The sequence below is a fragment of the Pseudomonas sp. No.117 genome (assembly GCF_054558395.1).
In genome coordinates, this window is record NZ_BAAJNP010000002.1 from 113,289 (window position 1) to 135,729 (window position 22,441).

At 62.4% G+C, this 22,441-nt stretch carries 18 protein-coding genes; 9 read left to right on the top strand and 9 right to left on the bottom strand.

Annotated features, from left to right (window positions below):
* Positions 1-5: 5 nt before the first annotated feature.
* The 6 genes from ACYJP6_RS04025 (at position 6) to ACYJP6_RS04050 (ending at position 6,423) form a co-directional block, all read left to right on the top strand.
* On the top strand, positions 6-956 hold the full coding sequence (locus ACYJP6_RS04025; protein ID WP_459473596.1) for a phosphoglycerate dehydrogenase: 951 nt from the start codon (positions 6-8) through the stop codon (positions 954-956).
* Positions 957-982: 26 nt separating this feature from the next.
* Positions 983-2,308 (top strand): MFS transporter, encoded by a 1,326-nt coding sequence (locus ACYJP6_RS04030; RefSeq protein ID WP_459473597.1) that lies wholly within the window; start codon positions 983-985, stop codon positions 2,306-2,308.
* Positions 2,309-2,386: 78 nt separating this feature from the next.
* Positions 2,387-3,799 (top strand): sodium:solute symporter family protein, encoded by a 1,413-nt coding sequence (locus tag ACYJP6_RS04035; RefSeq protein ID WP_058792115.1) that lies wholly within the window; start codon positions 2,387-2,389, stop codon positions 3,797-3,799.
* The gene (locus tag ACYJP6_RS04040; RefSeq protein WP_459473600.1) at positions 3,786-4,916 is read left to right on the top strand and encodes a sialidase family protein; all 1,131 of its coding nucleotides are present in this window, start codon (positions 3,786-3,788) and stop codon (positions 4,914-4,916) included. The genes ACYJP6_RS04035 and ACYJP6_RS04040 overlap by 14 nt, the downstream gene beginning before the upstream one ends.
* Before the next feature lie 11 nt (positions 4,917-4,927).
* Positions 4,928-5,611 carry an SDR family NAD(P)-dependent oxidoreductase gene (locus ACYJP6_RS04045; RefSeq protein ID WP_459473602.1) on the top strand — a complete coding sequence of 228 codons (684 nt, stop codon included), beginning with the start codon at positions 4,928-4,930 and terminating at the stop codon, positions 5,609-5,611.
* Positions 5,612-5,661: 50 nt separating this feature from the next.
* A complete protein-coding gene (locus ACYJP6_RS04050) occupies positions 5,662-6,423 on the top strand; it encodes a DeoR/GlpR family DNA-binding transcription regulator (protein ID WP_459473604.1) in 762 nt (253 codons plus the stop codon).
* Positions 6,424-6,476: 53 nt separating this feature from the next.
* Here the strand turns inward: ACYJP6_RS04050 and ACYJP6_RS04055 are convergent, their stop codons facing one another.
* The 9 genes from ACYJP6_RS04055 to ACYJP6_RS04095 all read right to left on the bottom strand — a co-directional run bounded on the left by ACYJP6_RS04055 (position 6,477) and on the right by ACYJP6_RS04095 (position 14,855).
* Positions 6,477-6,836 carry a RidA family protein gene (locus ACYJP6_RS04055; RefSeq protein ID WP_133859603.1) on the bottom strand — a complete coding sequence of 120 codons (360 nt, stop codon included), beginning with the start codon at positions 6,834-6,836 and terminating at the stop codon, positions 6,477-6,479.
* Entirely contained in the window at positions 6,797-7,963 is a 1,167-nt protein-coding gene (locus ACYJP6_RS04060) for an NAD(P)/FAD-dependent oxidoreductase (protein WP_459473606.1), read from the bottom strand. Before ACYJP6_RS04060 ends, ACYJP6_RS04055 begins: the two co-directional genes overlap by 40 nt.
* A 13-nt stretch (positions 7,964-7,976) precedes the next feature.
* Positions 7,977-9,356, bottom strand: a complete 1,380-nt coding sequence (locus ACYJP6_RS04065) for an FAD-dependent oxidoreductase (RefSeq protein ID WP_459473608.1) — start codon at positions 9,354-9,356, stop codon at positions 7,977-7,979.
* Positions 9,353-9,700 (bottom strand): (2Fe-2S)-binding protein, encoded by a 348-nt coding sequence (locus ACYJP6_RS04070; protein WP_459473609.1) that lies wholly within the window; start codon positions 9,698-9,700, stop codon positions 9,353-9,355. Before ACYJP6_RS04070 ends, ACYJP6_RS04065 begins: the two co-directional genes overlap by 4 nt.
* Complete coding sequence (locus ACYJP6_RS04075; RefSeq protein ID WP_459473611.1) at positions 9,690-10,829, bottom strand: NAD(P)/FAD-dependent oxidoreductase; 1,140 nt, start codon at positions 10,827-10,829, stop codon at positions 9,690-9,692. Before ACYJP6_RS04075 ends, ACYJP6_RS04070 begins: the two co-directional genes overlap by 11 nt.
* Positions 10,826-11,623 (bottom strand): ABC transporter permease, encoded by a 798-nt coding sequence (locus ACYJP6_RS04080; protein ID WP_459473613.1) that lies wholly within the window; start codon positions 11,621-11,623, stop codon positions 10,826-10,828. Before ACYJP6_RS04080 ends, ACYJP6_RS04075 begins: the two co-directional genes overlap by 4 nt.
* Positions 11,624-11,628: 5 nt before the next feature.
* Positions 11,629-12,501, bottom strand: coding sequence for an ABC transporter permease (locus ACYJP6_RS04085; RefSeq protein WP_459473615.1), 873 nt, complete (start codon positions 12,499-12,501; stop codon positions 11,629-11,631).
* Positions 12,488-13,561 carry an ABC transporter ATP-binding protein gene (locus ACYJP6_RS04090; protein WP_459473617.1) on the bottom strand — a complete coding sequence of 358 codons (1,074 nt, stop codon included), beginning with the start codon at positions 13,559-13,561 and terminating at the stop codon, positions 12,488-12,490. The genes ACYJP6_RS04085 and ACYJP6_RS04090 overlap by 14 nt, the downstream gene beginning before the upstream one ends.
* Positions 13,562-13,781: 220 nt before the next feature.
* Positions 13,782-14,855 carry an ABC transporter substrate-binding protein gene (locus ACYJP6_RS04095; RefSeq protein ID WP_459473618.1) on the bottom strand — a complete coding sequence of 358 codons (1,074 nt, stop codon included), beginning with the start codon at positions 14,853-14,855 and terminating at the stop codon, positions 13,782-13,784.
* 222 nt (positions 14,856-15,077) lie between these two features.
* On the opposite strand from ACYJP6_RS04095, the gene ACYJP6_RS04100 reads away from it, so the two are divergent.
* The 3 genes from ACYJP6_RS04100 (at position 15,078) to ACYJP6_RS04110 (ending at position 22,425) form a co-directional block, all read left to right on the top strand.
* Positions 15,078-15,971 carry a LysR substrate-binding domain-containing protein gene (locus ACYJP6_RS04100; protein ID WP_459473620.1) on the top strand — a complete coding sequence of 298 codons (894 nt, stop codon included), beginning with the start codon at positions 15,078-15,080 and terminating at the stop codon, positions 15,969-15,971.
* A 377-nt stretch (positions 15,972-16,348) separates the two neighbouring features.
* Positions 16,349-20,353 carry a hypothetical protein gene (locus tag ACYJP6_RS04105; protein WP_459473622.1) on the top strand — a complete coding sequence of 1,335 codons (4,005 nt, stop codon included), beginning with the start codon at positions 16,349-16,351 and terminating at the stop codon, positions 20,351-20,353.
* Entirely contained in the window at positions 20,350-22,425 is a 2,076-nt protein-coding gene (locus ACYJP6_RS04110; protein WP_459473624.1) for a hypothetical protein, read from the top strand. The genes ACYJP6_RS04105 and ACYJP6_RS04110 overlap by 4 nt, the downstream gene beginning before the upstream one ends.
* The last annotated feature ends 16 nt before the right edge of the window (positions 22,426-22,441 follow it).

Here is a 22,441-nt window from a genome sequence, read left to right on the forward strand (position 1 = left end):
TGACCATGAAAGTCGTCTGCACCTCGCCGTCCTTCGCCAAGTACTCCCGGGAACCGCTGGAGCTGCTGGCCCGCCACGGCATCGACGTAGTGACCCTGCCCGCCGACATCGATGCCGAGGGTTTCATCGCCGCGGCAACCGAGTGCCAGGCGGCCATCACCGCTTTCAACGTCTTCGACGCCGCCACCTTCGCGGCCCTGCCGGGGCTGCGCCTGGTATGCAAGCACGGCGTCGGGGTCGACAACATCGACCTGGACGCGGCTCGCGCCCATGGCGTGACCGTGTGCAACGTGCCCAACTCCAACCGCCATGCGGTGGCCGACTACACCTTCGCCCTGCTGCTGGCCTCGGCCCGCCAGGTGGCCCGCGCGGACCGCGAGACCCGCGCCGGCGAGTGGCCACGGCTGTTCGGTACGGATGTCCACGGCAAGACCCTGGGCATCGTCGGCCTGGGCAGCATCGGCAAGGAAGTCGCGCGGCGCGCCAGTGGCTTCGCCATGCGCGTCATCGCCCATGACCCCTATCCCGATCAGGCCTTCGCCGACCGCGAACGCATCGAATTTCGCGCCCTCGACGAACTGCTCGCCGAAGCCGATTTCGTCACCCTGCACATCGGCCTGTCCGACGCCACGCGCCACCTGCTGGATGCACGGCGACTGGGCCTGATGAAGCCGGGTGCCCACCTGATCAACGCCGCCCGCGGCGGCATCGTCGATGAAGAGGCGCTCTACCAGGCGCTGCACAGCGGCCACCTGGGCGGTGCGGCCCTGGACGTGTTCGAGGACGAGCCGGCCAACCAGCACCCGCTGTACGGGCTGCCCACCGTGGTGGTGTCGCCGCACATCGCCGGCTACACCCCGGGCGCACTGGACATCCTCAGCCTCACCTGCGCCCGCAACGTGGTCGCCGCTCTCACCGGCACCGGCCCCCTGGAGTCCGTCGTCGTCGCCCCCTGACCCCCAACCCCTTTCGGAACCTGATCATGGATAACAACAACAAGGCCACCAGGATTCGCTGGATCATCGCCGGACTGATGTGGACGGCGATCGCCATCAACTACATCGACCGGGTGGTGCTCTCCGCCGCCGCGCCCTTCATCAGCAAGGAATTCGCCCTCAACGCGACCGAGATGGGGCTGATCATGTCGGCCTTCTTCTGGTCGTACGCCCTGCTGCAGCTGCCCGCGGGCTGGCTGGCCGACCGCTTTGGTCAGAAGGCCACCCTGGGCGGCGCCGTGCTCTGGTGGTCGCTGGCGACCGCTCTGACCGGCCTTGCCACGGGCTTCAAGTCGCTGTTCGCCTTGCGCATCGGCCTGGGCATCGGCGAGGCGGCGGCCTACCCGAGCAACGCCGGCATCACCTCGCGCTGGTTTCCCGACAAGGAGCGTGCCACCGTCTCGGGCATCTTCGACAGCGGTTCCAAGTTCGGCGGCGCGGTGGCCATGCCGCTGATCGTCGGCCTGATCGCGCTGTTCGGCTGGAAGCTGACCTTCGTCATCAGCGGCGCCCTCGGCATCCTCTGGGCCCTGGCCTGGTTCGCCTTCTACCGCAACGATCCGGAAGACCATCCGCGCATCAACCAGGCCGAGGTGCGCTACATCCGCGAGGGCCAACGCCGCCGCGAAGGCAACGGCGAGAAGCCGGCCATGCGCTGGTACGCGCTGCTGCGCTACCGTAACGTCTGGGCCATGTGCCTGGGCTTCTTCTTCATCAACTACAACTCCTACTTCTTCATCACCTGGCTGCCCACCTACCTGGTCAAGGAAAAGGGCATGGACCTCATCTCCATGGGCTTCATGGCGGCCCTGCCGCTGCTGATCGCCATGGTGGTGGAAGTCTTCGCCGGCTGGTTGTCGGACCGCATTTACCGCAGTGGCCGCTATTCGCTGACCACGATCCGCAAGACCTTCCTGATCGTCGGTCTGCTGATGGCCTCCTGCATCGGCCTCGCGGCCTTCGCCGAATCGGCCTGGATCGCCATCGTGCTGCTGTGCATCGCCAAGTCCGGCACCACCGTGGCCGCCACCCAGGTCTGGGCCATGCCCGGGGATATCGCCCCGCGCGGCATGACCTCGATGCTGGCCGGCCTGCAGAACTCGGTGTCCAACATGGGCGGCGTGGTCGGCCCCATCGTCACCGGCTTCATCGTCGCCACCACCGGCTCCTTCAACATCGCCCTGCTGTTCTCAGCGGGGCTGATCGTGGCGGCCATCCTCAACTACCTGTTCCTGCTCGGCCGGGTGGAACCCATCGTCACCGAGGATGACCCGGAGGCGGACCTGCTGGGCGCCGGCCAACCCAGCCACTGACGTTCCTCGCCCAGGGCGTCGGCGGCCTGCCGGCGCCCTGTGAAAAAGCTCGTACAACAACAACACGGAGCGATTTCCATGCAGACGTTCGACGTGCAAAGCACCGCCATCATCATCGGGATGGTGGTGGCCTACATCCTCTTCACCACCTGGCTCAGCATCCGCCTGCGCAGCCGTACCAGCGGCGAGTTCATGGTGGCCGCGCGCAGCATGCCGGCCTTCGTGGTGGGTATCTTGATGATGTCGGAATTCATCGGCGCCAAGTCCACGGTGGGCACCGCCCAGGCGGCCTTCGAGAGTGGTTTCGCCGCCTCTTGGTCGGTGATCGCCGCGGCCATCGGCTTTCCGCTGTTCGGCCTGCTGATGGCACGCAAGCTCTATGCCTCCGGCGAATTCACCATCTCCGGTTTCATCGCGCAGAAGTACGGCCTGTCCACCAAGCTGATGGTGTCGATCATCATGATCTACGCCCTCTTGCTGGTGAACGTGGGCAACTACGTCAGCGGCGCCGCGGCCATCGCCACCGTACTCAAGATCAACCTGCCCACCGCGGCCTTCATCACGGCCATCGTCAGTACTCTGTACTACGTCTTCGGCGGGCTGAAAAGCGTGGCCTACGTCAGCATCCTGCACACCTCGGTCAAGTATGTGGGCGTGCTGATCGTCCTGGGCGTGGCCCTGCACATGACCGGCGGTTTCACCCCGGTCATGCAGAACATGCCGGAGCACTACTTCACCTGGGACGGCGCTATTGGCGGCAGCAAGATCTTCGCCTGGATCATCGGTACCGTCGGAGCGATCTTCTCCACCCAGTTCATCATCCAGGCGATCTCCTCGACCAAGGATGCGCGCGCCGCGCAACGCTCCACCTTCCATGCCTCGCTGCTGTGCATCCCCATCTCCTTGGCGCTGGGCTTCATCGGGGTCGCGTCCAAGTACCTGCATCCGGAGATGAGCAGCCTCTATGCCCTGCCCGTCTTCCTGCAGTCGATGCACCCGGTGCTGGCCGGTGTGGTGACCATTTCCTTGGTCGCCTCCATCTTCGTCAGCGTCAGTACCGTGGCCCTCGCCATCGCCTCGCTGGTGGTCCGCGACTTCTACGTGCCGCTGCGCAAGCCCACGCCCGAGCGTGAATTCAAGGCCACCCGGGTGATCTCGCTGATCATCGGCTTCGTGCCGCTGTTCTTCGTGTTCTTCGTGCCCGAGATCCTCAACCTGTCGTTCTTTACCCGGGCGCTGCGCCTGTCCATCGCGGTGATCGCCATGATCGCCATCTACCTGCCGCTGTTCGCCACCAACCGCGGTGCGACCCTGGGCCTGCTGGCCTCGACCATCACCACCAGCGTCTGGTATTTGCTGGGCAATCCCTATGGCATCGACAACATGTACGTTGCCCTGGCGACGCCTGCCATCGTCGTGGTCATCGAACGTCTCTTCCCCCAGCCCGCCGCCAAGGCCGCTCCTGCCGAGGTCCCCCATGTCCATCACTGAAATCGCCATCGCCGGCCGCCAGGACAGCTTCCTGCCGACGCCCTATCCGCAGAACCACGCCGCCAACCTGCTGGCTCAGCCTGACGGCACCCTGCTGTGCACCTGGTTCGCCGGCACCCAGGAAGGCAAGGCCGACATCTCGGTCCTGCTGAGCCGTCGCGATCCGAAGACCGGCACCTGGAGCGAGCCCGTACAGCTGTCGGACGACCCCACTCGCTCCGAGCAGAATCCCATCCTGTTCCAGGCGCCAGATGGCCCGTTGTGGCTGCTGTGGACGGCTCAGGTGGCCGGCAACCAGGACACCGCCATCGTTCGTCGTCGCCTATCCACCGATGGCGGCCACAGCTGGGGCGCCATCGAGACGCTGATCGATACCCCCGGTACCTTCGTTCGCCAACCGCCGGTAGTGCTGGCCAACGGCGACTGGCTGCTGCCGATCTTCCACTGCATCGCCCGCCCTGGCGAAAAGTGGGTAGGCAGCCATGACACCAGCGCCGTGCTGATCTCCAGCGACCAGGGACGCAGCTGGACCGAGCATGCCGTACCCGAGAGCACCGGTTGCGTGCACATGAATATCCAGCCGCTGGGAGACGGCAGTCTGCTGGCGCTGTTCCGCAGTCGCTGGGCCGACTTCATCCACGCCAGCCGCTCCCAGGACGGTGGTCGCAGCTGGAGCGCCCCCACCCCGACGGCCCTGCCCAACAACAACTCCTCCATCCAGTTTATTCGCCTCACCAGCGGCGAGCTGGTGGTGGCCTACAACCCCACCAGCGCCGCCGACTACAGCGAACGCCGCGCCTCGCTCTATGACGAGATCGACGATGGCGACAGCCGTGTCGATCCGGTGGCGAAGGACGGCGAGCGCAGCGCTGTCTGGGGCGTGCCGCGGGGTCCCATGAGCCTGGCCGTGTCCACGGATGAGGGTCACAGCTGGCGGCGCCTGGATATCGAGGCCGGCGATGGCTACTGCCTGACCAACAACTCCACCGAGAAGCTCAATCGCGAGTACTCCTATCCGAGCCTGGTGCAGGCGGCCGACGGGGATGTGCACCTGGCCTTCACCTACTTCCGCCAGCGCATCAAGCACGTCCGCCTGCCCCTGGCCGCGCTGCGTTAGAGGAGACGGTGATGACGACTCAGCCTCATGCCTTGGTGACCGGCGTCAGCTCCGGCATCGGCGCGGCCATCACCCAGCGCCTGCTCGCCGAGGGCTGGCGGGTGACCGGCCTCAGCCGCCGCCCGCCCGAGCAGTCGCATTCAGCACTGACCTGGATCGGCGTCGACCTGGCCGATGACCAGGCACTGGATGCCGTGCTGGCCGACATGGGCCCACTGGACGCCCTCGTCCATGCGGCCGGCTTCATGCGCACTGCGCCGCTGGGCGCCCTGGACCCGGCCGATGGCGCCGCCATGTGGCACCTGCACGTCGCCGTGGCCAGTCGGCTGGTGGATCGCCTGATCGAGCGCCTCACCGCGGGCGGGCGCATCGTGCTGATCGGCAGCCGCACCATGCAGGGCGCGGCCGGACGCAGCCAGTACGCCGCCACCAAGGCGGCCCTGGTGGGCCTGGTGCGCTCCTGGGCGCTGGAGTTGGCCTCACGTGGCATCACCGTGAACCTGGTGGCGCCCGGGGCGACCGAGACGCCCATGCTGCGCGATCCGGGTCGCGCCGGTACGCCGCCGCGGCTGCCCCCGCTGGGTCGCTACGTGCAGCCTGAAGAGGTCGCGGGCCTGACCGCCTTCCTGCTCGGTCCGGATGCCGGCGCCCTCACCGGCCAGACGCTGACGGTCTGCGGTGGCGCGTCGCTGTGAGGTGGGCGCGATTGCGCTAGAGTAGCGCGGTCTTTCCCGATGGATTCCCCATGAAGGTCGCCAAACGTCGCCAGGCCATCCTCGAGCTGGTCCTGGCTGGTCACACCAACGTCGAAACCCTGTGCCGGCATCTGGGGGTGTCGGAAGCCACGGTCCGCCGCGACCTCACCGCCCTCGCGGAAGAAGGCCGGATCCTGCGCACCTACGGCGGCGCGACCCATATTGGCACCCGGGAGCCCGAGCCGTCGCTGGAGCAGCGCAGCAGTCAATCCGGCCCGGAAAAAGCCCTGCTGGCCCGCGCCGCCCTCGCCCATATCAACGATCACGACACCCTGGTGCTGGACGGCGGCACCACCACCGCCGCCCTCGCCAAGCTGCTCAACGAAAGACGCGGTCTGCACGTCATTACCAACAACCTGCTGGCGGTACCGCTGCTGTGTGACCTCCCTGAAGGCCACGTCACCCTGCTCGGCGGCGCCCTCCGCCCCGGCAGCATGTCCACCTTCGGCCCAGCCGCCTTCACCATGCTCGAGCGGCTATCGGCCGACAAGGTCTTCCTCAGCGCCGACGGCGTCGTCGCCGGCCGGGGCCTCTGCGAGGCCAGTACCGAGCAGGCGTACCTCAAGGAACTGATGATCCAGCAGGCCGCCGAGATCTTCGTCCTGGCCGACGCGACCAAGCTCGGCCGCGACCGCCAGCAGCACTGGACGCCGCTCAAGACGGACTGGACGCTGATCACCGATGCCACGGCGAGCGACGTTCTGACGCCCTTCAGGCAGCAGGGGTTGGTGCGGGTCGAAGTGGTGTCCTGAGCGTCCAGCTCTCCCCTAGGCGCCTCGTCTCCGGCGAGCCGAGGCGCCTGCCCTCACTCGGCCGCCGCGACGATGGCGATCTCAACCAGCAATTCTGGGGCCGCCAGCTTGGACTCCACCGTAGCCCGTGCCGGTGCCTCCCCTTCCGGTGCCCAGGCGTCCCATACCTCGTTCATGCCGGCGAAGTTGGCCTGGATGTCCGACAGCCACACCTGGGCGCTGAGGATGCGCGTCTTGTCCAGGCCGACCTTGGCCAGGTAGTCGTCGATCTTCTGCAGCACCTGCGCGGTCTGCCCCTTGATGTCCTGGGTGCGGTCGTTAGCGGTCTGGCCGCCGACGAAGGTGATGCCGCCCTTGTACTGGACGACCCGGCTCATACGCTGGTTGGTTTCGATACGGGTAATGGGTTGCATAAAGGCTCCTTGGGTTGCCTTGAGGGTGAAGAATCTCGGTGAAAGCGCTCGATGGCGAAGGCCGCGAGATCGATGGGTGACGACTCGCCCAGCACCAGCTGCGCGATGCGCTGGCCGGTGCCGAGGCTCATCTGGAAGCCGCTGCCGCAGTAGCCGAACGAATAGGTCAGGCCACTGGCGCGGCTGCTGGGCGAGATGACGGGCAGATCGTCTTCGGTGAAGGCCTCGATACCGGCCCAGGCGCGGTTGATACCGAGGTGCCTGAGATGCGGAAAGAGATCCGTCACGGTCTGGGCGCTGGTCACCAGACGGGTAATATCCACCTCGCCGTGGCGGGCAGCGAAGTCCAGGTCACCGATCAACTTGCCGCCGATGACCACCGTGCCATTGTCGAATTGCTTGAAGGACAGGGCGCGACCGGTGGCGCCAAGCACCTGCCTGCAAAAGGGCGCCACGCGGTGGGTCACCATCAGCATCAGCCCTTGCGGATAGGTGGGTACCGGTTCGCCCACCTCGGCAGCCAGCCGCCCCGCCCAGGCGCCTGCCGTCACCACCAACTGGTCCGCCTCGAACCGTCCCTGGCGCGTCTCGACCTGCCAACGGGTGCCTTGCTGCATGATGGATAGCGCAGGCGTCTGTTCATGCAGCACCACGCCCAGAGCCTCCGCCGCCTGCCGAACCGCCGTCACTACCCTGTAAGGCGTCGCGTAGCCATCGTCCGCCACCCAGATGCCCCCCACCACATGGGGCGCGACCGTCGGCAGGAGTTCGAAGACCTCCTGCCGATCGATGAGCACCTCATGGGTGAAACCCTGTGCCTGGAGTTCGGCGACGCGGGCCCGACATTGCTGCAGCTCTTCCTCATTCTCGGCCAGCTTGAGCTGGCCGCTGGCGACGAAACTGGCATCCGTCCCCAGCAGCTCCGGCAGCCTGTGCCAGAGATCCCGGGAGGCCAGCGCCAGGGGAATTTCCGCCAGATGCCGGCCGAGCGTCCGCACTCCTCCGGCGTTCACGCCAGAGGCATGCCGCCCGGCGTAGTCGGCTTCGAGCACGGTCACCCGTACACCTCGCTGCGCAAGATGCCAGGCCGTGCTCAAGCCATGCAGCCCGGCACCGATGACGATCACGTCCGCCGTCCTGTCAGCCACTGGCCAGCTCTCCCAGGGTGATGGGCTTGATGGGTGGCCGAATGCGGTAGTAACCCACCTCGTCGGGGGTCAGCCCGCGGGACTTGGCGATGATCTCGGTGACGGTCAGCCCGCACATCCGTCCCTGGCAGGGGCCCATGCCGCAACGACCGAAGGATTTGGCCTGGTTCGGCCCGCTGCAACCCAGCTCGACGAAGCGCCGGACGTCACCGGCCGTCACCTCTTCGCAGCGGCAGACCGTGACGTCGTCCCGGCTGGGAATGCGGTTCTCCTCCCGGGGGCGATACAGGGCATCGAGGAAGGGCCGGATGCGCAAGTTGCGCTCCAGTTCGGCGCGCAAGGGGGCCGCCTGGGCATCGCGCTGGGCCGGCGTGAGCTGGCCGAGGGTCCGCGCCAGCCCGAGCGCCGCGAGCTGCCCTTGCAGCACAGCCGCTTGGGCTCCACCGATGCCCGCGCCATCGCCGGCCACCGAGATGAAGGGCACATCGAGCGCGCCCCAGCGATCGGTTTCCGGGACGAAACAGAGCTGCGCATCATCCCAGCGATGCTGGGCCCGGAGCGCCTGGGTGAATTGGATGTTCGGCACCACGCCTTGGTGCAGCAGCACGGTGCTGGCCGCCACCCGCTGCGCCTTCCCGTCGACAACGAAGCTGAGCGCCTGCGCCTGCCCTTCCCCCTCGACCTGCAGCTGCTCGGCGCCGGTATAGTGCGGGACCTCACCCTTGCGCAGGGCGCGTAGCAGCGAGACGCCCTTGCGCAGGTAGGGCCAGGCCCGCAGGGCCGCCAGCAAATGGCCGCGGGCGCGCCAGTAGTCCTCGCGCCTACTGGTGTCCACCAGGGCCGCGATGGGGATGCCTGCCCGCAGGTATTGCCAGCCGAGCAGGTAGAGCAGCGGTCCGCAGCCGGCCAGTACCACTGGGCCCTGCGGCCCGATGCCGGCGGTCTTGAGCAGGATCTGCGCCGCCCCGGCAGTCATCACCCCGGGCAGGGTCCAGCCGGGAATGGGAAAGGGCCGCTCCATGGCACCGGTCGCCAGCAGCACGGCCTTGGCGGCGAAAGAGCGCACCCGGCCGTCCTTGAGGTAATGCACCTGACGCTCGCGGGTGATCTGCCAGACGGATGCACCCGTCTCGTGGCGCACGGTCGTGCTCTTCACCGCCTCCGCCAGGTCAGCACCAGCCGCATAGTCTGCTCCGAGCAACGCGCGCCGCGCGGCGGAGGCGCTGGCGATACCGCGATAGATCTGCCCACCCACCGCCGCCTGCTCGTCCAGCAGCACGACGGAGAGTCCCAGGTCGGACAGGGTGCGCGCCCCGGTCATGCCGGCAGGGCCCGCGCCGATGACGACGACATCCATGGGTTCGAGATTCATGGCTGCACCTCCAGCACCACGGCTTCGGTAGCGGTGAAGGGCAACTCCCGGGCGCCCTGCTGCGAACGGATACGCATGCCGTCGACTGCCTCTATCAGGCAGCTTTGGCGACTCGGCACCCCATCGATCTCGACCAGGCATTCGAAGCACACCCCCATCATGCAATAGGGTGCACGCGCCTCCCCGCCCACCGGCGAGGTGCGGAACTGGCGGACGCCGGCCAACAGCAAGGCGGCCGCGACCGTGAGGCCGCTCGGCACCTGGAAGGCCTGGTCGTCGAAGGTCAGGGTGATGAGGGGGCCGCCTTCGGCGTCCACGCGGCGAAACAAGGAATCAGTGGGCATGGGAAAACACCTCCCCGGTGAGAAAACGTTCGCCGGCGAACACCGCCAGCTCCTCCGGCTGTGCGCCACCCCGGACCCAGGGCGCAATCCGGGTCGCGTGAGCCGCGGCCAGGGTCACGCCGCTGTGGCAGGTGACAACGAAGGCACCGGGGTGCGACGCGGACTCCTGGTAAATCGGATAGCCGTCCGGGCTCATGACGCGCAGGGCGCCCCAGGCGCGTACCAGGCGCACGTCCGCCAGCAGCGGAAAGGTGCTGACACCGCGCTGGGCGATCCGGGCGAGCACGTCGGTGGTGGTCAGGTCGTTGAAGCCGACCTCCTCCATGGAATCGCCGAGCTGCACGCTGCCCTCGTCGGTCTGGCGCACATTGATCGTCGGATAGTCCAGGAAGGGGCGAACCCGCTCGCTGACCAGTACCTGCCCGCGATTCGGCGCGACCGGGGCATGCAGCCCAACCTGCTCCCCCAGCGGCCGATTGCCCAGGCCCGCCGCCAATACCAGGCGCGGCGCGGTGAAGCGCTGCCCCGGCGTGACCACGGCGAATTCGCCCGGCGCGGAATCGATCCGCTCGACCGGCATCCGCCCCAGCACCGTCGCCCCGTGGTGCCGCGCCCCGGCATGCAGGGCGCGCAGCAGCTTGAGCGGATTGACGTGGCCATCCATGGGCGTATAGCTGGCCCCGACGACCTTGGGGCCGATACCGGGCAGGCGCGCGCGCAGATCCGCCTGGTCGAGCATCTCGAAGGGATAGTCACCCAGGCCGGCCTGCATGCTGGCCAGCCGCGCCTGGCGCCCCGCCAAGTCCTGGTCGGAAAAACACATGTGAAAACCGCCGGGCTGTTTCAGGCGGACATCGACGTCCGTCTCCGCCAGCAGGTCCTCGGCCAGCCCGGCCCAGGCCAGGGCGGAGGACCTGGTCCAGCGCGAATATTCCAGGCGGTCGAAGCCCTTGCCCTGCACCCAGACCAGGCCGAAGTTGCCCCGCGAGGCACGGAAGGCATCATCGCCCTGGTCGAGCACCAGGGTGCGGGTGCCGGCTTTGGCCAGGCCATAGGCGACGGCCATGCCGACCAACCCACCGCCAACCACGATGACGTCCGCCGAGGTCGGTACCTTGCCCTCAGTCATTGCTTTTCTCCGATCAATACCCGATCCAGCCCGACCAGCCGATCGAGCAGCAGCATCACCGCCAGGGTGCCCAGGATCAGCACCGTGGAAGCCGCCGTGATCAGGGGATCGATGGTCTGGGCGATCTGGTTGTACATGGCGACCGGCAGGGTCGTGGTGCCAGGCGTGGCGACGAAGACCGTCATGGTCAGCTCGTCGAAGCTCTGGATGAAGGCGAGCAGCCAGCCGCCCACCACGCCGGTGCGGATCCGCGGCAGGATCACCCGCCAGAAGGTCTGCAGCCGATTGGCGCCGAGGGACAGCGCCGCCTGTTCCGCATCGCGCTCCAGGCCGATGGTGGAGGCCAGGGTCAGCCGCAAGGCATAGGGCAGCACGACGATGACGTGGGTGATGCTCAGCGCCCACAGCGAGCCGCCCACCTGGGCGAGGGAAAAGAAGCGCAGGAAGGCGATCCCCAGCACCACCGAGGGAATCATCAGCGGCGACATCAGAAAGCCGGTGATCGCCCCGCGGCCGGGAAAGTCGTAGCGACTGATCGCCAGCGCCGCCGGCACCGCCAGCAGGATGGCGACCGTCGCCGACACCAGGCCCAGCTTGAGCGACAGCCAGAAGGCATCGACCATTTCCTGATTGGCCCAGAGCGCCTGGAACCAGCGCAGCGACAGGCCACCCGAGGGCAACGAGATGAAGCCTTCGCCGGTAAAGGACACCGCCATCACCACCACCAGCGGCGCCACGATGAAGGCGATGAAGAGCGTATGAAAGGCAAGGGAGAAGAAACCGTTCCGGTACATGGCGATTACTCGAAGACGTGTTTGAAACGGCGCTCGGCCAGCCGGCTGCAGCCCACCACGATCACCAGGTTGGCGATCAGCAGCAGCACGGCGATGGCAGCGCCCAGCGGCCAGTTCAGCGAACCGAGGAATTCGTCGTAGGCCGCCGTCGCCACCACCTTGAGCCGCCGCCCGCCGATGATCGCGGGGGTGGCGAAGGCCGAAGCGGCCAGGGCGAAGACGATGATCGAGCCCGAGAGGATCCCCGGCACGATCTGCGGCAGCACCACCCGCCTGAAGGTCGTCGCCCGCGAAGCGCCCAGCGACAGGCCGGCCTGCTCCACCTGCAGGTCGAGCTTCTGCAGGCTGGCCCAGACGGCGATCACCATGAAGGGCACCAGCACATGGGTCAGCGCCAGCACCACGCCGAACTGGGTGAACATCATGCGGATCGGGAAATCGATGATGCCCAGCGCCTGCAACGCCTGGTTGATCAGGCCATTGTTGCCCAGCAGGATGGCCCACCCCAGGGTGCGCACCACCACCGAGATGAGCAGCGGACCGAGCACCACGAGCAGGAACAGCGACCGCCAGGGTGCGCGCATGCGAGCGATGATCAGCGTCTCCGGCACGCCGATCAGCACCGCGCAGACGGTCACGGCGAGCGCCATCCCGCCCGTACGCAGGAAGATCTCGTGGAAGTAGTCGTCGCCGAATACCTCCAGGTAATTGGCCAGCGAGTACACCGGGATCACGCCCTTGGTGTCGCTGAACAGGTTCAACGACAGCATGGCCGTGAGCACCAGCGGCGCCGCCAGCAGGGTCAGGAACACCAGGAGCGCGGGGCCGGTCAGCAGCCAGGGGGCGCTGCCGACGCGCTCGGCATCATAGGTGGCCATGGGACACCTCCCGACCGAGCAGGCGCAGGTCATCGTCCAGCCAGGTCAGCCCCACCTCCTCCCCTTCCAACGGCGGTGGCGTACCGAGGTTCGGCTGCGTCAGGTTCACCGGGCCCAGCGGACTCTCGACGCCGATCAGCCAGAGGTTGCCGAGAAAGACCCGCATGCGCACCGTGCCGCGCAAGCGGGCTTCAGCGGGCGCGGCCAGGCGAATCTTTTCCGGTCGCAGGTAGACGTTGACGTCGCCATCGAACTGATGCCCCTCGTGGGGCACATGGAACAGCAGGCCGTCGACCTTGACCTCGTAGCAGCGCGGCTTACGGGTCTGGACGGCACCGGGGAAGGCGTTGGTCTTGCCCAGGAAGCTCGAGGCGAAGGGCGACTGGGGGCGCTCGTAGGTCTCGAACGGCGAGCCGATCTGCACGATGCAGCCGCCGTGCATCACCGCGATGCGGTCGCTCATGGTCATCGCCTCCACCTGGTCGTGGGTAACCAGGATGGTGGTGATGCCCAGGTCGCGCTGGATGGCACGCAACTCGATGTGCATGTCCTCGCGCAACTTGGCGTCGAGGTTCGACATCGGCTCGTCCAGCAGCAAAAGGTTGGGCCGGATCGCCAGCGCCCGGGCGATGGCCACCCGCTGGCGCTGCCCGCCGGACAGTGCCTTGGGATAACGCTCGCCCAGGCCCTGCAGCCGCACCATGTCGAGCGCCGATTGCACCCGCCCGGCCCTTTCGCTGCGTGGCACGCCGCGCATCTCCAGGCCGAAGCTGACGTTCTCGGCCACGGTCATGTGGGGGAACAGCGCATAGCTCTGGAACACCATCCCCAGCCCCCGCTTTTCCGGGCGGACATGGGTGATGTCTTGGCCATCCAGCACGATGCGCCCGGCCGAGGGCTGCACGAAGCCGGCGATGCTCTGCAGCGTGGTGGTCTTGCCGCACCCCGAAGGGCCAAGCAGGGACAGGAACTCACCCTGCTCCACCGCCAGGTCGAGCCCGGCGATGGCAGTGAAGTCACCATAGGTTTTGACGAGGCCGTCGAGGATCAGAAAAGCCATGGGCTTGCCTCCACGATCACGGATGCGTGATCCCTGTGCGTCGAAAGGAAGGTCGGGCGTCGGTCCCTAAGGACGAACCAGCGGCCCGGTCAGGAGCGATTCACGCCAGAGCGGAACGAGGCGGATTCAGGGCTCGCAGTGCGAAGTGTGCAGGGCTCGCCCGCAGGCGCCGCCCTCCTCGCCCAGCTGTCGCTTCATCGCCGGCTGGCGGAAGCGGCCCCTAGCGCTCGATGGTCCTGTTCCAGCGGGTGGTCCACTCGGAGCGCTTCTGGTTGACGGTGTCCCAGTCGACCTTGAGCAGGCTGTCGACCTTCGCCTCTCCGTAGGGCATGCGGGCAGCCACCTCCGGCGTCAGCTCCACGGTGCGGTTCACCGGCGCGAAGCCATTGCTTTCGGCCTGGATCTTCTGGATCTCCGGCGACAGCACGAACTGGATGAATTGCTGGGAGAGTTCCGACTGGGCATTCGGGGTGACCGAGCAGCCAGCGACCTGCAGCGCCACCGCGCCTTCCTGCGGGTAGACGAACTTGAGCGGAAAGCCGGTGTTCTGCAGCGCCACCGCCCGGCCACTGCCGTACACCGCCATGACCACATCGCCGTTCTGCATCATCCCGTCCATCTCGCCCGGCGCACTGACCCAGGCCAGCACGTTCGGCGCGATCTTCTTCTCGAACACCGCGAAGCCCGGATCTATGTCCTTTTCGCCGCCGCCATTCAGCCGCGCCATCTCGATCAGCGCGTGCAGTCCGTAGGTATTGGTGATGGGCGGCATGCCCAGCAGCTGGCGATACTTGGGATCTTCCAGGTCTTTCCAGGAGGTCGGCGCCGCCCAGCCGCGCTTCTTGAAGGCCTCTTCGTTGTAGCCGATGCCGGTAGCGACCATGCCCACGGCAGTCGCCTCGGGGCTCAGGCGCGCCACGGGGTACAGGTCCTGATAGACGGGAGCGTCGGTGAGCTTTTCGCAGAAGCCAAGCTGCAGCGCCTGGTACATGGGGCCGTCGTCCATCAGGGCCACGTTGATCTGCTGCCGCCCCTTCTGCGCCTGCAACTTGGCCAGGGTTTCCGTCGAGTTGCCCGATACGTAGACGACCTTGACCCCATGGGCCTTTTCGAAGGCGGGAATGATGCGGGTCTTGTACATCTGTTCGGTGGAGCCGCCGACCCCGGCGACATAAAGCGTCGGTTCAGCCTGAGCGGGCAGCGCCAGGCCGGCACCTGCGGCGGCCACCAGCAGCGCGGCCAGACCCTGGCGCAGGGAGAGAGATGAAGCGAAGACGGAATACGGACGGGTCACGGGCAATGCTCCCTTTTTGCGTTGCGGCAGATCGAGAAGGTCGTGAGGACACGACTTGAAGATCGATGCATCCGCCTCCGAAGACCGCGCGGTAACCGCCATTCGAAAACGCTTTCTTTTTATGGGGCCATTTGGCCTGGGACCGAGTATTGTCAGCCTTGACCCATAGGGTCAAATACGAAGGTAGGGGTTAAGTATTCATATTTGATATGGAGAGCCCGCGTGAATCTCAGGCAGATCGAAGCCTTCCGCAGCGTGATGCGTCTAGGCTCAATGACCGCGGCGGCCGAAGCCCTGCACACCTCGCAGCCCAACGTCAGCCGCCTGATCGCCCAGCTGGAGCTGAGTACCGGACTCAAACTATTCGAGCGCGCGGGGGTACGGCTGATACCCACCAAGGAAGGCAGCGCCTTCTTCCAGGAAGTGGAACGCGCCTACGTGGGGCTGGACAGCCTGCGGCAATCGGCCAAGAACATCCGCAACCTCGGTACCGGCCGCCTGCGCATCGCCGCGGTGCCCTCGACCGGCCTCACGCTCGTCCCCCACGTCATCAAGGACTTCGTCACCACCCGTCCCGAACTCACCGTCTCCCTGCACATGAACGCCTCGCCCACTGTGGTGCAGTGGGTGCAATCCCAATTTTGCGATCTAGGCGTGGTGGTCCAACCCAGCGACGCCGGTCCTCTGGAAACGCTGCTCATCACCAGGCTCCGCGCCGTCTGCGTCCTGCCACCAGGCCATCGACTGGCGTCGCGCGACGTCATCAGGGCCCAGGACCTCCACGGCGAAAACTTCGTCTCCCTCTGCCACGGCGACGGCACCCGCGAGCAGACGGACAGAGTCTTCGAACAGGCCAACGTCGAACGCAAACTCGCCGTGGAAGGCCAATACAGCTCCATCACCTGCGAGATGGTCGCCGCCGGCATGGGCGCCGCCCTCATGAGCCCGAACGTCGCCCAGGATTTCCTGCACAAAGGCATCACCATCCACCGCTTCGAGCCCGAGCTGCTGTTTCCGGTTTATGTGGTTGCACCGGCGGGGTCGAGCCAGACGCCATTGGCGACGGACTTTATTCAGGCGTTGAAGACGCATTATGCAACGCACTTCCCACACTAAGAGTCCATTCCCCTTCTTTCCACCCGAAGAAAGCTTTTCCAGCTAAATATTGTTACAAGCAGGATCGTCACCGAGAATAATAGGATTACTTTAACGAAACTCGTCTCGATTCCTCACGAATGGTCAGCAGGCACTGGGCTATTCATTCGGCTAACCCAATGCGAATAACCTGCCGCATGCTTGAGCGCGACGCGCGGACTGAAGGGGTGACAGCCTACACTGCCTTTACGCTCGGCCTGGATAGCTGAGCCCTCAACGGCCAGACACTTATGCTCTACAGCAGTAAGCTCATGTGAGCCAAAGCTCGACTACAGCGGCACAAAAATTTTAAAATTTAAGGCAACACCGTACGTATTGATAAGCACAGGATTGCAGTCATGCCGAAGAAATTTAGGGGCACCACGGGCGATAGCCGACCTCCAGAAACTTGCCACTTGCACAATAACGATTTGTTTGCTGACCTCCCCTGTCCGCAGAAGGGGGCGGTCAGTGCTGCGCTCAGCGACGAGATAAATTCGCACCGAGCCAAGCTGGCACCGTTTTTCAATGGGCACGCTAAGCCCAATCCTTCGGTAAGTTTCGCCAACGACGGCACCGGCTTCGGCAAGTCCTACAACGTGTTCGACCAGTTCATCGAGCACGCCGCAGTGCGTGGCAAACGTGGTGGCCACCGCAACCTGTTCTTTATCACTCCGCACAAGGCGCAAATAGACGTCTCCAAGGCAACCCAGAAGAAGGCAGCTATTCGGGGTGTCAGTATCCTCAGTTTCTTGGCGGAGCAGGATTTATCCGACCTCAATTTTGTCGGCTGGGTATCGGGTGTTTGCAATGAAGATCTATATATCGGCTGGACTAGGACTCTCAAAACTGACTACTACCGCGAGACTATCGGTGAACTGAGTAGCGCGATTAGTGGACTCAAGATAACTGAAGCGGAGCAGGCTCGGTTCCTGAAATCAGGGGTCACCGATTACCTGCGAGAAGCTGACCTAGAGCGTCGAGTTGATGCCACTAAAAGCCGCTTGCTCTATGCCTTGCAAGAGTTGGCCAAGGCAGTAATTCGAGAGAAGGTTGGTTTTGAGTTCCAGACCCTCCATGAGCGTTTTCAACGCACCAGGGACGACCGTGATCGGGCCAAGATCCAGGTCATCGATCACGTTCTACCATTCGAGCGGGCCAAAGTGGGACCAACCATCTTCGTTGCTACCACCGCCCGATTCCTGAAACGCGCATTCATTGGATATCTAGACCACAAGAAAGAACCCAATATCAAGAAGCTGGGTTTTGACGAAATTCTCGGAGCTAAGCGCAGCCCAACCAATGCGGATAAGGACTCCGCCGCCCCGATTGGGGCAGCCTGCAGCCTGAGCCATAATGAGCAAATTGCGTACCTGAAGAACGACTTCTTCCTCCCTGACGAGACCAACTATTTCCAGCTGAACGGAATCACCTTCAACCTTGTCATCGACGAGGAGCACGACAGCTACGACCGTTTTTTTGAGGACGGTAAGAAGAAGCTGATCAGCGAGAAGGTCAAGCCCCCTCATGTTATGGCCGGCCTCTACCGTCTGCTGGAAATGATTTCGGCAACGTATGGCCCTGACGAGGAAGAGCCCATCGCGTTCAACGAAGCTGTTGAGCTGATGAATGATCTCCGCCGGCATTACGTTGAGGACTGCGAAACTAGCGTCAGCCTGGACTCCATTCTGCAAATGTGTTCCGGGAATGTCGGACACATCACAATCGACAACCGTGATGTCGAGCAGATCCTCGCTTTGTCACGCAACATCTTCAGCATGACGCCAAGGCGCTTCTACAACGAGGATGCCCTCAAGCGTATTCGAATGCGGTCTGTCTGCGGCAAGAGCGAGATCCGACTGTCCATCAATGATGGCGCCCCCAGCCCAGACCCAACTTTGCACGACTTCTTGCAAATAATGCTTTGTGCCCTGTACGCCTGCTCCAAGATCCCTCAAAACAGCTCGCTAAGACATTTGCTGGCGCTGGGCGAGGATGCCAGCCAGAACGCCCCACTTTCTGAATTCATCATGAAAGCTCGTCAGCATAGCTCATATGTCGCATCCATCTTCGACCGCGCTAAGGACGCCGAAATTTTCGTAGATGGATTCTTCACGTTCTTCGCTCCAAAAATCGTGTTTTCATTGGTCAAGGTGGACAAGATTCCCTTCGGAAGTGACGCAGTGAAAAACCGTATTTTTGTCGACTTCCACCTCGACCTGATCCTGGAATTGCCTGAGGTCAAACTACTTCGTATCCTGCATGGAACACAGAACAGCTCTATGTGCCTGAGCGCCACAACGGGTTTCAAGGACTCCTACTCTGGAAACTTTTCTAGAAAAATGCTGAGCCACTATGGGGAAGCGCTTGGCGATAACCTTGATGTACGAGTAATTCAGCGGTCTGTAGCGGACGTAAGGGCAATGGAAGAACTCCGTGAGGCCCGCGCCAAAGCTAGAACGATGCAAGTCAAGCCCTTCCACAACACCTCTGCAGATGATATTAGCGGTCTGCGTAGCGATCCTGCCTTCCAGAGTGCTTACAAATTCTGGTCAAACGCCCTGCTTCCTCAGGGCTACCGTGAAAGCAAGTACCGAATGTCAGCCTACCGCCGGCAGATCGAAGCCATGCTCATGGCCGCTTGGGACGGAAGGAATACCTTCATTCTCTCCCTGAATAACCGTTTCGCAGATCTTTTTAGAACTCTGCTGGCACAGGGCCTTGAGGGTCGCTTGAAGGGCTTTCGGCACAAGCACAAAGAAAAGATTTTTGAGCTGAAACCTTTTGAGGACAAAACTAGGATCAGGGTCATCCTCTTCAGCTCCCAGTTGGCCAAAGAGGTCGACATCGAAGAGTACCTTAAGGTTGATGCAGATACTCGCATTTGCCTGATCTCCGCATATGGCAGCGCCGGCACCGGTCTCAATCTGTTCATTGAACGAAGTGAGGACAACTTCTACCAAGATTTCGACCGTCTGGTGCTAGTCAACACTCCCTTCTACAGCGCGATCCGCGAAAAAAACACCGGCCTCAATACTGTCAGAAACCACATTCTCCTGCTAAAACACATCTCATCCGGTGAGAACGAGGCTGTTCGTCTGTCTGAGTTCGACTCAAACCTGATGCAGCCCAAGAATCGCCGCATTCTAAACCACGAGCATGATCTAGCGGTGCTGAAGGCCATCATCCAGGCTGTAGGTCGCGTTGAAAGACGAGATAGCTATCTCCACACCGAAATCTTCCTACCTAGTGACGTAATCGACGACTTGGTGGTGAGGTATAGCCGACTTCGACGTGAAGGTAACGATCTTCTCATCAACAGCCTTTCGCTACTGAATCATAGGCTCATGCAGTTCTGCCTTGAACAAGCGGAAAAACGCTGCTTCCCATCCGAAGTGGAACGCGAGCAGTTCACCGCCAACGTAGCCGCCTCTGCTGACGACATCGAAAACTTCTTCAGCGGGGCATTCCGAAACAAAATTCTCAGTAGCGCGCGTGGAGGTAATCGGGATGCCATCGAGCTCAATGAGTTGCTCAGGTCACCAGATAGCATTACCGCCCCTGAAAAATACGTCCGCAAGCTCCTGGCCTCTCCTCTTGTAAAGGCCTCCAACTACTACCAAGAAGTCATTAGTACCTTTTACCTTCCGAGGCAGGTAACAGATCGAGTCACCGTCTGCACGACATCGGAAAGCTTCTATCACCTCACCGACCTGCTTCATGGGGAAGCTGTCTATCAGCCCGGGAAATGGCTGGTTCCTGACTACGTACGAACCGACGGCAAAGACACTGACTCAGGGCCTGGCATCGTTAATTTAGCGTGCAACATGGCCAGCGATGGGGTTGATGTACACCTACCTAACCCGGCACTCATCCCGCTTTTGAAGGGGAACGTGGGGGAGTTCATTTTCTCTAAGGTGCTCTCTGCACTGGGGATCAAACCACTGAACCTGAATCAGTTGATCGATCTTCTAGGGCCCTCGGTGTACGAGTACTACGACAGCTATATCCACGTTGATGACACCATCATCTGCATCGACGTGAAGCGGTGGTCAGGTACCCTGGACAACCACGAGCAGTCTCTCAAAACCCTTCACAGAGCGGAGAAAAAAAGGCAAAAAATGTATGAGCTGTGTGGAGCACTGAACCTGACGCCACGCTTCCTGTATGTCAACACGCAACCGAACCACAACTCTCTAAATGCCGAGCGCGAGTTTAATTTTGGGGAGTCGATCCATTTCCTAAACGCTTTCAAGACGATTACTAGCTACGTCCCTACCAAGGACAAGAACCGCATCTTTAAAGTCGATGACCGCTTGATGATCAACCCTACGCTGGAACTGCTGCTAAGGAGCGCGGAATGACCCTTTTCAACGTCTTGGAACCAGGAACAGCCGCCAAGGCCCGCACCAACATGCTGAAGCTACCTGGTAACCTGGAGACCATCATTGATCGCTTGTCGGCCTCCATCGAAGGCGTTGGGCATATCCAGTCAGCCGTGGTTGAGGTAACCCGTAACTCCGACGAGAGGACCGAGAGGTACTACCAGCGCGTTGACTCGACCATCAAGGACTTCATCCGCCAGAAACTTGGCCTTCCTGCTTCCGCCAAAGTACATTACAGCAAGTTCAACGCGAGAAAGGGTTCTTTCGGTTTCCTATATTTGAGCGCTCTCCTCCCTGAGCCAGGCCAGATCCGTAAGGTCATCGCTAAACATTCGCTAAATCCTCTCTACACGATTCAGGCCCTACTGGATTTGAAACTCAAACTCTCGTTCCTCATGGACGTGGACAAGCACTACAAAATTGCTCCGGTCGAGTTCAATGCCGACCTGTACATTGGGCTGATGATGAGCCGCACATCCAAGGACGGCAAATTTGTCTTTGATGCATTGTCGTACGACTTGTTCTTCTCCAAAGAACAGGAGCTCGCCATTAAGCTAAATCGAGTGGTCATGGAATGCTCCTCCAAACAGGACGCTGTCAGCCGATCGATTACAGACAGCGGCGAGCTTATGTTCGATTGGGCCGGGAAGCGATTCGAGCGCACCCGCCGGTTCAGCGCGACAACGAACAGTGATCGCAACTACATGGCCTTCGCCACGAACAACGAAAATACCAAGGCCTGCGATCGCTATGAAAATAGCATCAACTATCATCAAACCGACTGCATCAATCGAATCGAGCGCCTACTGAATCTGTCAGGGGTTGAATTTATCCCCGTAGTGTACGAAGCTACTCACCAGGTCAAAGCCTTCCTGGAAGGGCTTCCGACCATGTCCAACCCACTTTGGCTGCTCGATACTGTCACGAGCTCAAGTGCTAAGGACCGACTTGGCTTCATCAACGACCTCGTCGATAGGTTTGGAGCATCGAAAGTATTGACCGGCGACTCCCTTCCAGACCCCACACAACTGAATGTGGGCACAACGAACTATCTAGTTCTTAGTGAGAAAGTCAAAACCGTTGGGGGGAGCAAGAATGGATCCAGCATCTTTGACACCTCCATCGACGAGTCCTTCAACTCCTTCTGGCAGGCTCTTGCTGCCAAGCAACGCAATCCCACAGCAAAGTTCGACTACTACACGTCGGTGAAGCTACATCGCTTCGCCCTATCTATTGGTAGCATCTGCCAGGGGTTCAACGTAATCGCCAGCAAGCTGCCATCTGAGGCGGCAGTCGAAAAGTCCCTGCAGGAATTGGCCCTAAAAGAGGCAATCCATAAGGACAAAGCCGTAACCATCAACGAAGCAACGCTGCCCACAATGTCCCTAGAGCTGATGAGTTGCCGAAGGGACTGGAAGGAGAACGTTTATATTCAGATCCTGGATGTATCCGTTGCCGGCGAGACAATCACTATTGAGCAATCGCGCCGATACGACGATGCCTCCAAGGGGGAGTTCAATTACGAATTCAAGACGCTCAGTGGCACTTTCGGTAAAGGCGATGCGAAGCCCTTCGATGTCATTTGGGATGGGGCGTTCCTGATCCGCGACAAAAAAACAAACGCCTGGCTAAGCACTTACAGAACCGATCGGATACCCTCGATCATCGGGAACACCTTGTTCGACAACCAGGAGCGTCAGGACAACGGCATGCCTCCGTCACGAGAGGTCGGCATCCAAATATCTGCCCTCCCGTACTACCTAACGCCAACCAGGCAGAAGCAGCGCCATAGCATCTTCATCCAAGATAACGGTACAGAAGGGGCCTGGTTCTTTGTTGCATCTAACAAAGCGGCCAACAACACCATCCCGAAACAGAGCCTCGTCTACAACGTAGTAATCACGAACGACTCTGGAGCGAAGGTTCCCGTCTTGAGCCACCCTTTGGGTGAGATGTTCTTCTCTACGTTCACCTTCGATATAGTGAAGCTTCGGGAATCGGCCAAAACTTCGATCCTTCAAAAAATCGTGGAGCTCTGTCTGCACAACTAAGCTAAGTGGCCGGCAT

What these genes read in the sequence shown, in the direction of transcription:
- ACYJP6_RS04040 (WP_459473600.1), top strand. Translation starts at nt 3,786, where the DNA reads ATGTCCATCACTGAAATCGCCATCGCCGGCCGCCAGGACAGCTTCCTG.
- ACYJP6_RS04085 (WP_459473615.1), bottom strand. Translation starts at nt 12,501, where the DNA reads ATGGCCACCTATGATGCCGAGCGCGTCGGCAGCGCCCCCTGGCTGCTG.
- ACYJP6_RS04055 (WP_133859603.1), bottom strand. Translation starts at nt 6,836, where the DNA reads ATGCAACCCATTACCCGTATCGAAACCAACCAGCGTATGAGCCGGGTC.
- ACYJP6_RS04045 (WP_459473602.1), top strand. Translation starts at nt 4,928, where the DNA reads ATGACGACTCAGCCTCATGCCTTGGTGACCGGCGTCAGCTCCGGCATC.
- ACYJP6_RS04080 (WP_459473613.1), bottom strand. Translation starts at nt 11,623, where the DNA reads ATGTACCGGAACGGTTTCTTCTCCCTTGCCTTTCATACGCTCTTCATC.
- ACYJP6_RS04050 (WP_459473604.1), top strand. Translation starts at nt 5,662, where the DNA reads ATGAAGGTCGCCAAACGTCGCCAGGCCATCCTCGAGCTGGTCCTGGCT.
- ACYJP6_RS04110 (WP_459473624.1), top strand. Translation starts at nt 20,350, where the DNA reads ATGACCCTTTTCAACGTCTTGGAACCAGGAACAGCCGCCAAGGCCCGC.
- ACYJP6_RS04070 (WP_459473609.1), bottom strand. Translation starts at nt 9,700, where the DNA reads ATGCCCACTGATTCCTTGTTTCGCCGCGTGGACGCCGAAGGCGGCCCC.
- ACYJP6_RS04030 (WP_459473597.1), top strand. Translation starts at nt 983, where the DNA reads ATGGATAACAACAACAAGGCCACCAGGATTCGCTGGATCATCGCCGGA.
- ACYJP6_RS04075 (WP_459473611.1), bottom strand. Translation starts at nt 10,829, where the DNA reads ATGACTGAGGGCAAGGTACCGACCTCGGCGGACGTCATCGTGGTTGGC.
- ACYJP6_RS04025 (WP_459473596.1), top strand. Translation starts at nt 6, where the DNA reads ATGAAAGTCGTCTGCACCTCGCCGTCCTTCGCCAAGTACTCCCGGGAA.
- ACYJP6_RS04035 (WP_058792115.1), top strand. Translation starts at nt 2,387, where the DNA reads ATGCAGACGTTCGACGTGCAAAGCACCGCCATCATCATCGGGATGGTG.
- ACYJP6_RS04065 (WP_459473608.1), bottom strand. Translation starts at nt 9,356, where the DNA reads ATGAATCTCGAACCCATGGATGTCGTCGTCATCGGCGCGGGCCCTGCC.
- ACYJP6_RS04105 (WP_459473622.1), top strand. Translation starts at nt 16,349, where the DNA reads ATGCCGAAGAAATTTAGGGGCACCACGGGCGATAGCCGACCTCCAGAA.
- ACYJP6_RS04090 (WP_459473617.1), bottom strand. Translation starts at nt 13,561, where the DNA reads ATGGCTTTTCTGATCCTCGACGGCCTCGTCAAAACCTATGGTGACTTC.